Origin of the sequence: Sphingomonas pollutisoli, from assembly GCF_029167165.1 — a bacterium.
In the GTDB taxonomy this organism is placed as follows: domain Bacteria; phylum Pseudomonadota; class Alphaproteobacteria; order Sphingomonadales; family Sphingomonadaceae; genus Sphingomonas; species Sphingomonas pollutisoli.
The window spans coordinates 42759-56740 of sequence record NZ_JARFNJ010000007.1 but is presented as its reverse complement, the minus strand read 5'-3'; the positions used below and the strand labels follow the sequence as shown (position 1 = coordinate 56740).

Here is a 13982-nt window from a genome sequence, read left to right as displayed (position 1 = left end):
GTCAGTTCGCGCGCGGGTCGATGAACGCTTCGAGCGCGGCGTGCGCCGCATCATCGGGCATCTGCACCGGCGGGTGCTTGCAGAACCACGCGGCGGCCGGCAGCACCGGCCCGGCCATTCCGCGATCCTTCGCCACCTTGGCGCAGCGGATCATGTCGATCGCGACGCCCGCGCTGTTCGGGCTGTCCTCGACCGACAGGCGCAGTTCGAGGTTCATCGGCACGCCGCCGAACAACTGCCCTTCCATGCGCAGAAAGCAGACCTTGTTGTCGTTCTGCCACGCGACATAATCCGACGGCCCGACATGGATGTTCTCATCCTCCAGCCGCGCCTGCGCGACCGACTGCACCGCCTCGGTCTTCGACTCCTTCTTCGACGCGAGCCGCGTGCGGTTGAGCATGTTGAGGAAGTCGGTGTTGCCGCCGGTGTTTAGCTGATAGGTGCGGTCGAGCTTCACCCCACGCTTCTTGAACAGATCGGTCAGCACGCGGTGGACGATCGTCGCGCCGAGTTGCGCCTTGATGTCGTCGCCGATGATCGGCACGCCCGCCTTGGTGAAGCGATCCGCCCATTCGGGGTTGCTCGCGATGAAGACGGGGATGTTGTTGACGAAGGCGACTCCGGCTTCGAGCGCGCATTCGGCGTAGAATTCGCTCGCCGCCTGCGACCCGACCGGCAGATAGTTCATCAGCACGTCGGCCTTGCTCTCACGCAGCAGCGCGACCACGTCCGCCTTGCTCGGTTCGGCGGCGTCCGCGACGCGGAAGGTGCGCTCGTCGGGGTAGTCGGCCATGTGATCGGCGACGCCATCGAGCACCGGCCCCATCCGCACCTCGGCGCCGGTCGGCTCGACGCTCGCACAGAAGACGGCGGTGCAATTGGGCTTGGCGAAGATCGCCTCGGCCACGTCGCGGCCGACCTTGCGCGCATCGACATCCCAGGCGGCGACGACACGAATGTCGCTCGGCTCATAGCCGCCGAGCTCCTGGTGCATCAGTCCGACGGTGTCGTTGGCACCGGCGCGATAATGTTCGATGCCCTGGACGAGCGAGCTGGCGCAATTGCCGATGCCGGCGATGGCGACGTTGATTCCACGACGGTCGGGGGAAAGCATCAGGCGGCGCTCCGTTCGGCGGCGAGACGCTCGTCGCGGTTGAAATCGAGAGGGGTGAGTTCGGGCACGCGCGGCGGCACCGGTGGCGTTTCCGGCGCGGCGATGCCCGTGCTGGTGGCTCCGGCGGGCGCGTAGCGGTCGATCATCCACGCGCAGAAATCGGCGAACTGCTGCGGGTCGCGCGCCGGACTGGTGTGGTGCGGCGCGACGCCGAGATGCTCGGGGGTGAAGCAGAAGGTGACGGTGACGTCGAAATCGGCGAGCGCCTCCATCTGCCGGTCGAACCAGTCGACCGCATTGGGACGGAAGCTGTCCGCCCATGACAGGCCGGTGCGGATGCGCCGCGTGCCGAGCCGCTTCATCCACGCCACCGCCTCGTCGAGCCGGGGATCGTGGAAATGGAACCACTGCATCAGCCCGATGTCGGCGGCATGCTGCGCATAGGTTTCGAGCGCGGGCTTGGGCGTGCCGTCCTCGCGGATGAGGCCAAGATAGAAATGGCGGTAATAGGACGACCCTTCCGCCTCGCGGTGGCGCGTCTCGGCGCCCCAACTCATCGGCAGATCGAACAGCGAATACCAGAACACGCGTGGTGCCACACCTTTCAGCAGGCTCGCGGTGCGCTCCAGCCCGAACACCTGCACCTCCTCGGCACCGAACGAACTGACGCCGACCTCGGTCACCCACACCGGCTTGTCGGTGACGGCCGTGATCTCGGCGATCTTGTCCGGCCAGGCCGAGAGCGGCCACAGGTTCCAGTCGAGCGGGAAGCCGTGGACCGCGACCACATCGACCGCGTCGAGCGCGCCATGTCCCTCCATCTTGCCGAGCCAATGCGGGTCGATCGGCGACATGCCGCCGAGCACGCGCGTCACCGCCGGGTTGATCGCGTGGATCGCATCGCCGGCGCGCACGACATGCTCGGCGAAACGCTGCCAGTCAGGGTCGAGCGCCGGATCCCAATGCGATTTGTTGTTCGGCTCGTTCCAGAGCATCGCCGCTTCGATCATGTGAGCCCCCCCTTGGCTGGATAGACCGCCGCCGGGCCGTGCTCGGCGTACGGCACGGGCGCGGTGCGGCAGAGATAGACGTCGGCCTCCGGGTTGGCCTTGATCGTGAAGCCGGCGGCGCGCAGCATCGCCTGGCTGCACGCCGCGTTCGGCGCCCACCAATTGGTCCAGTCGTTCGCGAACGCGTGCTCGATGAAGTGCATCTTGGGATAGCCGGGATCGTCGAAATAGGCCGGCGGCGTGTAGGTGCCGGGCACGAAGAACGGATGATCCGCCGGCACCTCGGCGACCGTGTTCGCGCCTTGCTGAAGCGTCTGGAACAGCATCAAATCGCCCGCGACATGCTCGCGGATCAGATCGAGCGCGAGCAGCGGATGGCGCAGATGGTACAACACGCCCATGAAGATCACGAGATCGAAGCGTTCGCCGATCGCGGCGACATCATAGACCGAGAGATTGGCGAACTCGACGCCGTCGAAGCCGAGCGCCTCGCTCGCCAGCCGCGCCTGCGCCAGATAGCGCTCGTCGCTGTCGATACCGAGCACGCGCGCGGCGCCGCGCCGCTTCATCTCGACCGAATAGAAGCCGGCGTTGCAGCCGATATCGAGCACGGTCTTGCCGGTGAGATCGGCCGGGATGACATGCGCGAAGCGTTCGTATTTGAAGGTCGGATAATCACCGAGGAAATGATCGGGTGCGGTCGTCACGCCGCCGCCGAGATCGATATTGTGGAACCACGGCCCGAGCGCATCGATCCGCGTGCGCAGCGCGGCGGCATCCAGCGCGCTCGCGCCCTGTCGGGATAAATGATGCAACGTGCAGCCTCTCGGAAAAACTTCAGATTCGTTACGCCAACGAACATTGAACCATGCTGTTCCGCGATCAGCAACAAAGCGTCGCAACTTGATCTATGTAAACTCGCACCCTTAACTTAGATAAGGCTGAGCAGCTTTTTACAAGAACTTGGGAACCGTTACGGCTCCGCGAAGATTGCTTCGCGCATGGCGGACCGGATGGCACTTTGGGTCGCGGCGATGCGCGCGGGGGACTATGACGCCGCCTGGGCGCTCGCTGCGCGGACGCTCGCCGAACGCGACCCCGCGACCCGCGACGATCCCACGCTGCCCTATCATCTGCGCTGGGTGTGGGACGGGCGCGCGATCGACGGGCGCGACGTGCTGGTGCGCTGCTATCACGGGCTTGGCGACACCATCCAGTTCGCGCGCTTCCTGCCGCTGCTGGCAGCACGCGCGGCAAGCGTGACGGTGGAGGTACAGCCGCGCCTGTGCGATCTGGTCGCCACCGTGACGCGCGGGATCACGATCGTCCCGTTCAATGTCGCGCGTCCGCTGCCGCCCGCCGAGGTCGACATCGAGATCACCGAACTCGATTTCGCGCTTCGCCTGCCGCCGGATGCGACCCCGCACCCTTACCTCCGTGCGGCGCCCGCGTCGCTGCCGCGCGGCGCGGTCGCGCTGTGTTACGGCGCCGGCGATTGGGACGGCGAACGCTCGGTGCCGCCCGCGCTGTTCGCGCCGCTTTGCCGGCTCGCGCCCTGTTTCACGCTGATGCCCGAACCGACCCACCTCGCCGTGCGCAACCCGCAAGGCTGCCCGTTCGACATGGCGCACACCGCCGCGCTGGTCGTAGGCGCCGATCTCGTCATCACCGTCGACACGATGATCGCGCATCTCGCCGGTGCGCTGGGCAAGCCGACGTGGCTGCTGATTAAGGCGGAGCCGGATTGGCGCTGGTCGCCGCACGCACGGCGCAGCGCCTGGTATCCGACGATGCGCCTCTACGCCCAGCCGCGCGCGGGCGATTGGGGCACCGTCATCGCCGATGTCGAACGCGATCTCGCCGCGCTCGGCCTTCCCGCACTGGAGGATAGCATATGAAGCATCTGGCAAGCCCGGCGGTGCCGGTGTCGTGGGGCGAACTGCTCGACAAGATCAGCATCCTCGAGATCAAGCGCGCGCGGATCGCCCGGCCCGAAGCCCGCGCGAATGTCGAGAAGGAACGCAGCCTGCTCGGCGCGATCGGGGCGAGCGCGCTCGGGCGGGCCGATGTCGCGGCGCTGTTCGCCGAGCTTCGCGCGGTCAACGAGGCGTTGTGGGACATCGAGGACGCGATCCGCGAGAAGGAGGCCGAGGCGCGGTTCGGCGCCGAGTTCATCCAGCTCGCGCGCTCGGTCTATCGGCGCAACGACGAGCGCGCCGCGATCAAGCGGCGGATCAACGCGGTGCTCGAGTCCGATTTGGTCGAGGAGAAAAGCTACGCCGGCATCGCCGCCGCGCCACGAGCGCTCATGGCCGCACCCGCTCATTGAGCGCGATCACGCGGCCGCTATCGAGGTCGATCGTGGTGCGCGAGGCGGGGTCGCATTCCAGCGCGAACAGCCGCTCGAAGCCGATGCCGAGCTGCTGGACGACGAGGCCACGGATGACGTCGCAATGCGTCACGCACAGCGCCGGGAAACGGTCGGGCGCGAGCTGCGCCAAGTAACGCTCGGCGCGCGCACAGGCTTCGGCCATGGTTTCGCCGCCCGGGCAGCGCGCGGTGGCGCGCTCGGCATTCCAGCGGAACCATTCGGGATCGCCATCAAGATCGGCGAAGGCGCGGCCGGTGAAGGCGCCGAAATCAATCTCGTCGAGCGCCGGCGCGATCTCGGCGGTGAGGGCGCGGCGCGCGGCGAACGGCGTCGCCGTCTCCCGCGCGCGACGGCACGGGCTGACATGCAGCGAGGCGACCGGCGTCCCGTCGAGCGCCGTGGCGAGCGCCGCCGCCTCGGCCCGGCCACCCGCGCCGAGCGCGATTTCGGAGCGCCCGCTCAGGATTTGGCCGACTTCGGCGTGCGTGCCGTGCCGCACCAGGATGACGATCCGCATCGGCGCATTCCACCAATATTTTGCCAGCTAAGTTGTTGATCGTTTCCGATCGGGAACAAAGAGGAAGAAGAAGCATTGCCACTGACAAGAAAGCGCAACAAATCTTCACAATCAAGCGCATTTACCGATCTTGATCTGGATTAATCATTTTTCCTGATCTGGATCAACATCAAATTAGGAGGCCATGGCTTTGAGCGAGACAGTCCTGATTACCGGTGGCGCGGGCTTTATTGGCCGCTTCGTCTCGCGCGAGCTGTTGCGCCGTGGCAACCGTGTTCGCGTGCTCGACGCGCTGATCCCGCAGGTCCACGGCGCGGGCGAGCGCCCCGCCGATATGCCCGTCGAGGTCGAGCTGATCCAAGCCGACATCCGTAACGGCGACGCGGTGGCGGGCGCGCTGAAGGGCGTCGACAGCGTGATCCATCTCGCCGCCGAAGTCGGGGTCGGCCAGTCGATGTACGAGGTCGAACGTTATACCTCCACCAACGACGTCGGCACCGCCGTGCTGTTCGAGCGGCTGATCGACCATCCCGTGCGGCGCGTCGTCACCGCCTCGTCGATGAGCATCTACGGCGAGGGCCTGTACCGCGACGCCGAAGGCGCCCTCGTCGAGACCGCCGAGCGCGGCATGGTCCGCGACGGGCAGAAGATCTGGGATCCGCTCGACGCGCAGGGCCGCCCGCTCGCGCCGGTCGCCACGCCCGAGTGGAAGCGCCCCAGCCTCGCCTCGATCTATGCGCTCAACAAGTTCGTGCAGGAACGCACCACGCACATCATGGGCGCGCCCTATGGCATCGAGAGCGTGTGCCTGCGGCTGTTCAACGTCTATGGTCCGGGACAGGCGCTGTCGAACCCCTATACCGGCGTGCTGGCGATCTTCGCGTCGCGGCTGCTCAACGGCCAGCAGCCGATGATCTTCGAGGATGGCGAGCAGCGCCGCGATTTCGTCCATGTCAGCGACGTGGCGCGCGCGTTCGCCGATGCGCTGGTGCTGCCCGAGGCGACGGGCCAGACCTTCAACATCGGCTCGGGCGAGGACCGTTCGGTCACGCAGGTCGCCGAGGCGCTGGCGCGCGCGATGGGCAAGAACAGCATCGCCCCCGAGATCGTCGGCAAGGCGCGGATCGGCGACATCCGCCATTGCTTCTGCGACACCAGCCTCGCCGCCGAGAAGCTCGGCTTCGAGGCGCGGCAGGATTTCGAGGAGGGGCTCGCCGAACTCGCCGAATGGGTCCAGCGGCAGACCGCCGAGGATCGTGTCGCGCACGCGCGCGCCGAACTCGAAGCGCGCGGGCTGGTGGCATGAGCGCGGACCGTCGCCCGATCCTCGTCACCGGCGGCGCGGGGTTCATCGGCTGCAACATCGCCGACCGGCTCGCGCGCATGGGCCATGACGTGATCGTCTATGACGCGCTCGCCCGCGCCGGGGTGGACCGCAACGTCGCATGGCTCAAGGAGCGGCACGGCGACAAGATCGAGCTGATCGTCGCCGACGTGCGCGATGCCGACACGCTCGGCAGCGCAGCGCGGCGCGCGGGCGCAGTATTCCACATGGCGGCGCAGGTCGCCGTCACCACCAGCCTCGCCGATCCCCGCGAGGATTTCGACGTCAATATCGGCGGCACGTTCAACCTGCTCGAAGCGGTGCGGCAGACCGGCGCGCCTGTGCCGGTGATCTTCGCCTCGACCAACAAAGTGTATGGCGACCTGATCGACCTCGATTTCGACGCGACCGAGCACGGCTATCTGCCCGCCGATGCGACCTTGCGCGCGCACGGCATCGGCGAGGCGCGCCCGCTCGATTTCCACACGCCCTATGGCTGTTCGAAAGGCGCGGCCGACCAATATGTGCTCGATTATGCGCGCAGCTTCGGCGTGCCGGCGGCGGTGCTGCGAATGAGCTGCATCTACGGCGAGCGCCAGATGGGCACCGAAGATCAGGGCTGGGTCGCGCATTTCCTGATCCGCGCGCTCGAAGGCCAAACCATCACCCTGTACGGCGACGGGCAGCAGGTGCGCGACATCCTCGAAGTCCAGGACGCCGTCGATGCGTACATGGCGGTGTGGCGCGATATCGATACGGTCGCGGGCCGCGCGTTCAACCTCGGCGGCGGCCCCGGCAACGCGGTGAGCCTGCGCACGCTGCTCGACCATATCGGCGCGCTCGTCGGTGCCGCGCCGGACGTCCGGTTCGACGACTGGCGCGCGGGCGACCAGCGCTATTTCGTCGCCGATACGCGCGCGGCGCAAGCCACGCTGGGCCTTGGCGCACCGACGCCGTGGCGCGAGGGCGTCGCCCGGCTGGCGCACTGGCTCGCCGTCGAACGCGGGCTGCCGATCGACGCCGAACAGGTCGCGGCGCAGTGAGCAAGGGCGCGCGCGCGGCGGGCTTGCGGGTTCTGCTCACCGTCGATGCGGTCGGCGGGGTGTGGCAATATGGCCTCGATCTCGCGCGCGGGCTGTCGGCGCGCGGGGCGGTGCCGGTGCTCGCGCTGCTCGGCCCGGCGCCATCCACCGCGCAACGCGCGGAGGCACGCGCGATCGCGGGCGCGACGCTGATCGAAACCGGATTGCCGCTCGACTGGCTGTGCGACGGCCCCGCGCCGATCCGCGCAGCGGGCGCGGCGATCGAGGCGCTCGCGCGCGACCTCCGCTCCGATCTCGTCCAGCTCAACATGCCGACGCTCGCCGCGACGCCGCACGCCGTTCCGACCGTGGCCGTCACGCACGGCTGCGTCTCGACCTGGTGGCGGGCGGCGCGACCCGGCGAGCCGCTCGATCCGCAATTCGGCTGGCACCATGACATGATGGCGACCGGCTTGCGCGCCGCCGACCGGCTGGTCGCCCCGACCGCGAGCTATGCCGCGCTGATCGCGCGCCACTATGCGCTGCCGCGCGCGCCGCAGGTCGTCCACAACGGGCGCGCGCCGCTTGGCCAGCCCGGCGCACTCCGCGACGAAGTCCTGACGGTCGGACGGCTGTGGGACCGGGTCAAGCGCGCCGAGTTGCTCGACCGCGTCGCCGCGCGGCTGGCGGTGCCTTTCAGCGCGGCGGGCGCGGCGACCGGGCCGCATGGCGAGCATATCGACCTCGCCCATCTCCATCTGCTCGGCCAGCTCGACGCGGATGCGCTCGGGCAACGGCTGGCGGCGCGGCCGGTGTTCGTCTCGGCGGCGTCTTTCGAGCCGTTCGGGCTGGCGGTGCTCGAAGCGGCTGGCGCGGGCTGTGCGCTGGTGCTGTCGGACACCGAGGGATTCCGCGAGCTGTGGGACGGCGCGGCGGTGTTCGTGCCCGGCGACAACGAGGACGGCTATGTCCGCGCGATCGAATCCGTGATCGGCGATGCGGCGCTGCGCCGCCGGCTCGGCGAAGCCGCGCGCCGCCGCGCCGCGCGCTACGCGCCGCAAGCGATGGCAGACGGGATGCTGGCGATCTACGCTGACCTGCTCGGCGCGGCCGTCCCCGGCGGGAGGATCGCGGCATGAAGATCGTCTATTTCACCCATTCGCTCGCGTCGTGCTGGAACCACGGCAACGCGCACTTCCTGCGCGGCGTGCTGAGCGAGCTGATCGCGCGCGGGCATGACGTGCAGGTGTGGGAGCCGGCGGGCGCGTGGAGCCTCGCCAATCTGCTCGCCGATCATGGCGAGGCGGGGCTGGACGCGTATCGCTCCGCCTACCCGGAATTGTCATCGACGGTGTATCCGGCCGATGCTTCGCCCGAGGCGATGGTCGAGGGGGCCGATCTGGTGATCGTTCACGAGTGGAACGACCATGATCTCGTCGCCGCGATCGGCCGGCTGCGTGCGCGCGGCGGACGCTTCACTCTGCTGTTTCACGACACACACCACCGCGCGGTGAGCGAACCGGAGGCGATGCGCGCCTACGATCTGTCGGGCTACGACGGCGTGCTGGCGTTCGGCGAGACCTTGTCCGAAGTGTATCGCGGCTGGGGCTGGCAAGGCCGCGTGTGGACGTGGCACGAGGCCGCCGATCTGCGCCGCTTCCATCCGCCCGAGCAAGAGCGCGCGCGCGAGGGGCTCGTCTGGATCGGCAATTGGGGCGATGGCGAGCGCACCGAGGAGCTTGAGCGCTTCCTGTTCGGGCCGGCGCAGACCGCCGCGCTGCCGCTCGACGTGTACGGGGTGCGCTATCCCGATGACGCCAAGGCGATGCTCGCGCGCTACGGCGTGCGCTATCACGGCTGGGCCGCGAACGCGCGCGCGGGCGAGATTTTCGCGAACCATCTGGCGACGGTGCATGTGCCGCGCCGCTATTATGCGACGATCCTGCCCGGCATCCCGACGATCCGCGTGTTCGAGGCGCTCGCCTGCGGGATTCCGCTGGTCTCGGCACCGTGGAACGACGCCGAAGGGCTGTTCCGGCCCGGCGAGGATTATCTCGTCGCCCGCGACGGCGACGAGATGACGCGACAGCTCACCGCGTTGCGCGACGACGCCGATCTGCGCGCGAGCCTGGTGCGCAGCGGGCTGGAGACGATCCGCGCGCGGCATAGCTGCGCGCACCGCGTCGACGAACTGCTCGCCATCGTGAACCACATCACGTCATCCCAGCGGAAGCCGGGATCTCTTGAGGCCGATCGCGCGGCCGCCGCCGAAGACCCCAGCGTGCGCTGGGGTGACGAAAAAGCACAGGAACCCGCCGCATGAAAATCGCCTTCTACGGATCAAGCCTGTTGTCGTCCTACTGGAACGGCGCGGCGACCTATTATCGCGGCATCCTCAAGGCGCTCGCGGCGCACGGCTATGACATCACCTTCTACGAACCCGACGCGTTCGAGCGCCAGCAGCACCGTGACATCGATCCGCCGCAATGGGCGCGATCGGTGGTCTATCCGGCGACGGAGGAAGGCTTGCGTTCGGTCCTCGCCGAGGCGGGTGGCGCGGACATCGTCGTCAAGGCGAACGGGGTCGGCGTGTTCGATCGCGAACTGCTCGAAGGTGTGGTCGCGTTGAGCCGGCCCAATGCCTTGCGCATCTTCTGGGATGTCGATGCCGCCGCCACGCTAGACGAGATGCGCGGCGATCCGTCGCATCCGGTGCTGGCGGCGCTGCCCGATATCGACATGGTGCTGACCTATGGCGGCGGCCCGCCGGTGATCGATGCGTACACCGGCTTCGGCGCGGCCGAGTGCGTGCCGGTGTACAACGCGCTCGACCCTGAGACGCACCATCCGGCGCCGCCGCAGCCGCGCTTCACCGCCGATCTCGGCCTGCTCGCCAACCGCCTGCCCGACCGCGAGGCGCGGATCGAGGAGTTCTTCCTCCGCCCCGCCGCCGCGCTGCCGAAGCGCAGCTTCCTGCTCGGCGGCAATGGCTGGCACGACAAGGGCATGCCCGCCAACGTGCGCGCGATCGGCCATGTCGGCACGGGCGATCACAATGCGTTCAACTGCACGCCGCGCGCGGTGCTCAACGTCGCGCGCGATTCGATGGCGCATATCGGCTTCTCGCCGGCGACGCGCGTGTTCGAGGCGGCGGGCGCGGCGGCGTGCCTCATCACCGATGCGTGGGAGGGAATCGAACAGTTCCTCACCCCCGACGAGGAGGTGCTGGTCGCGCGCGACGGGCAGGATGTCGCCGAACATCTCGCCGCGCTGACCGAGGCGCGCGCACGGGCGATCGGCGCGGCGGCGCTGGCGCGGGTGCGCGCCGAGCACACCTATGCGCTGCGCGGCGAGCAGGTCCACCGCATCTTCCAGCAACACCGCCAGCGCGTGACGGAGGCCGCATGAAGCTCGTCGTTCTCGGCCTCAGCCTCGGCTCGTCCTGGGGCAACGGCCACGCCACAACCTTCCGCGCTTTGCTCGCCGCCTTCGCCGCGCGCGGGCATGACGTGCTGTTCCTCGAGCGCGAGGTGCCCTGGTATGCGGGCGCGCACCGCGACCTGGTCAATCCCGATTTTTGCCGGCTCGCATATTACCAAGACCTCGCGGACCTCGAACGCTGGCGCGGTGAGATCGCGCAAGCCGACGCGGTGATCGTCGGCTCCTACGTCCCCGAGGGCGTCGCGGTGGCGCGGTTCGTGCAGGACGCGGCGCAGGGCGCGACCGCCTTCTACGACATCGACACGCCGGTGACGCTCGCCAAGCTCGCGCGCGGCGATTTCGAATATTTGTCGCCCGAGGTGATCCCAGGCTTCGACCTCTACCTGTCATTCACCGGCGGACCGACGCTAGCGCGGATCGAGCGCGACTATGGCTCGCCCGCCGCGCGCGCGCTCTATTGCTCGGTCGATCCGCAAGCCTATCGTCCGCTCGACCTGCCCAAGCGCTGGGATCTGACCTATCTCGGCACCTACAGCCCCGATCGCCAGCCGACGCTCGAACGGCTGCTGATCGAACCCGCGCGCCGCCGGCCCGACCTGCGCTTCGCGGTGGCGGGGCCGCAATATCCGGCCGACATCGACTGGCCGGCGAACGTCGAACGGATCGAACATCTGCCGCCGGCGCAGCACGCCGAATTCTACAGCACGTCGCGGATGACGCTCAACGTCACGCGCGCCGACATGATCGCGGCGGGCTGGTCGCCGTCGGTGCGGCTGTTCGAGGCGGGCGCGTGCGGCACGCCGATCCTGTCCGACCGCTGGGACGGCATCGACAGTCTGTTCGCGCCCGACACCGAGATCGTGCTCGCCGACACCACTGAGGACGCGATCGCGGCTTTGTCGCGCCCCGCCGAGGCAATCGGCACGGCGGCGCGCGCCCGCGTGCTCGCCGCGCATACCGCCGCGCACCGCGCCGAGGAACTCGAAGCCTATTTGACCAAAAGAACGGCGCAATCAGCGCCGCACGAGAGGATCGCCACCATGTCCCCCCAGAACCCGCCCCTCACCCTTGTCGCCGGCGGCGCCGGATTCATCGGCTCGCATCTCTGCGCCGAACTGCTCGCGCGCGGCGAGCATGTCGTCTGCCTCGACAATCTCCAGACCGCGCGCCCGTCCAATCTGCGCGTGCTGGAGGCGCACCCCAATTTCACCTTCGTCGAGGGCGATATCGTCAACCCGCTGCCGGACGCGATCGTGGCGCTGACCGACCGGTTCACGCGGATCTACAATCTCGCCTGCGCCGCCTCGCCGCCGCAATATCAGGCCGATCCCGAGCACACGATGCTGACCTGCGTGACCGGCACCAGCCATTTGCTGCGGCTCGCGGAAAGCTCGGGCGCACGCTTCCTGCTCACCTCGACCAGCGAGGTGTATGGCGACCCCGAAGTGCATCCGCAGCGCGAGGGTTATCGCGGCTTCGTCAACTGCACCGGTCCGCGCGCCTGCTATGACGAGGGCAAGCGCGCCGCCGAGGCGATGACATTCGATTTCGCGCGGATGGGCCGCGCGGCGGTGCGCGTCGCGCGCATCTTCAACACCTATGGCCCGCACATGCACCCCGATGACGGGCGCGTCGTCTCCAACCTGATCTGCCAGGCGCTCTCCGGGCGTAAGGTCACGATCTACGGCGACGGCAGCCAGACGCGCAGCTTCTGCTACGTGTCGGACATGGTCGAGGGGTTGATCCGGCTGATGGAAAGCGACGCCGACGGGCTCGAGCCGACCAACCTCGGCAACCCCGAGGAGCGCACGCTCACCGAGCTGCTCGACGAAATTCTCGCGGTGACCGGCGGGCCGGTCGCGATCGACTATCTGCCGCTGCCCGTCGATGATCCGCGCCGCCGCCGCCCCGACATCTCGCGCGCGCAGGCGCTGCTCGGCTGGCAGCCACGCGTGTCGCTCGCCGAAGGACTCGCGCGGACCTGCGCGTGGTTCGCTGAGGAGATCGGTTCGGCCGATGTCGAGCGCAAGCTGACGGTCGCGGCCGAATAGCGGGGAGCGAGATGTACGACGCCCAGCATCCCGACCCGGCGACGGCGGCCACGCGCGACCAGAAGCCGGAGCGGCCGGCGCTGCTCATCATCGACATGATCAACCGCTTCGATTTCCCGCAAGCCGACCAGATCAAGCCGGGCGCGCTCGCCGCCGCGCGGGTCATCGCGAAATTGCGCGAGACCGCCGAACGCGCGGGCTATCCGGTGGTCTTCGTCAACGACAATTTCGGCGAATGGCATTCCGAACGCTCGCGCCTGATCGACAGCGCGCTCACAGACGAGAACGATATCAGCGCCGCGCTGCGGCCGAACGACGACGATTATTTCATCATCAAGCCACAATTCTCCGGCTTCTACGCGACCAACCTGCCGGTGCTGCTGCCCAAGCTCGGCGTCAACCGGCTGATCCTGACCGGAATCGCCACCGACATCTGCGTGCTGTTCACCGCCGCCGACGCGCACATGCGCGACTATGATCTGTGGATCCCCGAGGATGCGGTCGCCGCCGAAACGGCGGAGCGCGGGCGGTGGGCGCTCGAGATCATGGCCAACAGCATGACCGCCGAGACCCGGCCGACCTCGGACCTGTCGCTCGACGCGTGGGTGTCGCGCGCGCAAGCCGACGCGCCCGCGCAACCATGATGGCCGCTTACGTGTTGAACAACCGCCACAAAGGGAGTTCGACATGTCGCATCAGCCACCCGTGCCCGAAGCCAACACCTCGCCCTACCCGCTCCAGCCGCCGCCGCTCGCGGCGTTGAAGGCGACCACGCCGCGCGGGGCCTCCCCCGCCGATGAAGGCAGCGCGGCATCGGGCGGCCTGTCCACAACGGTGCTCGGGATCGGTGCGGCGCTTGGCGTCGGCGCGGTGGCCGCGATCGGCGGCGTCGTGTTCGCGCGCCGCCGGGCGGCGACGAAATCGAGCGCGCGCAGCGGCGACGACAAGAGCAAGCGCGGTGCGGCCGATCGCCGCCGCGTGGCCGCGAACCAGCCGTATGAAGTTTCCTACTTCGCGCGCAAGCACAAGATCAGCACCGCCGAAGCGCGCGACATCATCCGCAAAGCCGGCCCCGACCGCAAAGCCGCCAACGCGCTCGCCAGCAAGCGCGCCGCCGCCAGCGTCCACTGAG

14 protein-coding genes are annotated in these 13982 nt (G+C 68.6%); 10 read left to right on the top strand and 4 right to left on the bottom strand.

The window, feature by feature from the left end; genetic code table 11:
• Window position 1 precedes the first annotated feature (1 nt).
• From PX554_RS16090 to PX554_RS16080, 3 genes are read right to left on the bottom strand one after another with little or no spacing between them, the layout of a single operon-like run.
• Window positions 2-1114 (bottom strand): inositol-3-phosphate synthase, encoded by a 1113-nt coding sequence (locus PX554_RS16090; RefSeq protein WP_093224325.1) that lies wholly within the window; start codon window positions 1112-1114, stop codon window positions 2-4.
• The gene (locus tag PX554_RS16085; protein WP_093224324.1) at window positions 1114-2124 is read right to left on the bottom strand and encodes a glycosyl hydrolase; all 1011 of its coding nucleotides are present in this window, start codon (window positions 2122-2124) and stop codon (window positions 1114-1116) included. The genes PX554_RS16090 and PX554_RS16085 overlap by 1 nt, the downstream gene beginning before the upstream one ends.
• The gene (locus PX554_RS16080) at window positions 2121-2939 is read right to left on the bottom strand and encodes a TIGR04290 family methyltransferase (protein ID WP_256326222.1); all 819 of its coding nucleotides are present in this window, start codon (window positions 2937-2939) and stop codon (window positions 2121-2123) included. Before PX554_RS16080 ends, PX554_RS16085 begins: the two co-directional genes overlap by 4 nt.
• Window positions 2940-3137: 198 nt before the next feature.
• Between PX554_RS16080 and PX554_RS16075 the strand changes: the two genes are divergently transcribed.
• The gene (locus PX554_RS16075; protein ID WP_275503419.1) at window positions 3138-4022 is read left to right on the top strand and encodes a glycosyltransferase family 9 protein; all 885 of its coding nucleotides are present in this window, start codon (window positions 3138-3140) and stop codon (window positions 4020-4022) included.
• A complete protein-coding gene (locus tag PX554_RS16070) occupies window positions 4019-4453 on the top strand; it encodes a DUF6165 family protein (RefSeq protein ID WP_093224321.1) in 435 nt (144 codons plus the stop codon). The genes PX554_RS16075 and PX554_RS16070 overlap by 4 nt, the downstream gene beginning before the upstream one ends.
• Here PX554_RS16070 and PX554_RS16065 read toward each other — a convergent pair.
• Window positions 4431-5012 carry a histidine phosphatase family protein gene (locus PX554_RS16065; protein ID WP_275503416.1) on the bottom strand — a complete coding sequence of 194 codons (582 nt, stop codon included), beginning with the start codon at window positions 5010-5012 and terminating at the stop codon, window positions 4431-4433. The genes PX554_RS16070 and PX554_RS16065 overlap by 23 nt on opposite strands.
• Window positions 5013-5202: 190 nt before the next feature.
• On the opposite strand from PX554_RS16065, the gene PX554_RS16060 reads away from it, so the two are divergent.
• From PX554_RS16060 to PX554_RS16020, 8 genes are read left to right on the top strand one after another with little or no spacing between them, the layout of a single operon-like run.
• Window positions 5203-6318: an NAD-dependent epimerase/dehydratase family protein gene (locus PX554_RS16060; RefSeq protein WP_275503414.1), complete on the top strand. Its 1116-nt coding sequence runs from the start codon at window positions 5203-5205 to the stop codon at window positions 6316-6318.
• Window positions 6315-7379: an SDR family NAD(P)-dependent oxidoreductase gene (locus PX554_RS16055; RefSeq protein ID WP_275503412.1), complete on the top strand. Its 1065-nt coding sequence runs from the start codon at window positions 6315-6317 to the stop codon at window positions 7377-7379. Before PX554_RS16060 ends, PX554_RS16055 begins: the two co-directional genes overlap by 4 nt.
• Complete coding sequence (locus PX554_RS16050; protein WP_275503409.1) at window positions 7376-8497, top strand: glycosyltransferase family 4 protein; 1122 nt, start codon at window positions 7376-7378, stop codon at window positions 8495-8497. The genes PX554_RS16055 and PX554_RS16050 overlap by 4 nt, the downstream gene beginning before the upstream one ends.
• Window positions 8494-9681, top strand: a complete 1188-nt coding sequence (locus PX554_RS16045) for a CgeB family protein (RefSeq protein WP_093224315.1) — start codon at window positions 8494-8496, stop codon at window positions 9679-9681. Before PX554_RS16050 ends, PX554_RS16045 begins: the two co-directional genes overlap by 4 nt.
• A complete protein-coding gene (locus PX554_RS16040) occupies window positions 9678-10766 on the top strand; it encodes a CgeB family protein (protein ID WP_275503406.1) in 1089 nt (362 codons plus the stop codon). The genes PX554_RS16045 and PX554_RS16040 overlap by 4 nt, the downstream gene beginning before the upstream one ends.
• Complete coding sequence (locus tag PX554_RS26625; RefSeq protein WP_338061603.1) at window positions 10763-12850, top strand: bifunctional glycosyltransferase/UDP-glucuronate decarboxylase; 2088 nt, start codon at window positions 10763-10765, stop codon at window positions 12848-12850. Before PX554_RS16040 ends, PX554_RS26625 begins: the two co-directional genes overlap by 4 nt.
• 11 nt (window positions 12851-12861) lie before the next feature.
• Entirely contained in the window at window positions 12862-13494 is a 633-nt protein-coding gene (locus PX554_RS16025; protein ID WP_275503404.1) for a cysteine hydrolase family protein, read from the top strand.
• Between the two features lie 43 nt (window positions 13495-13537).
• Window positions 13538-13981 (top strand): DUF3606 domain-containing protein, encoded by a 444-nt coding sequence (locus PX554_RS16020; protein WP_093224310.1) that lies wholly within the window; start codon window positions 13538-13540, stop codon window positions 13979-13981.
• Window position 13982: the final 1 nt, after the last annotated feature.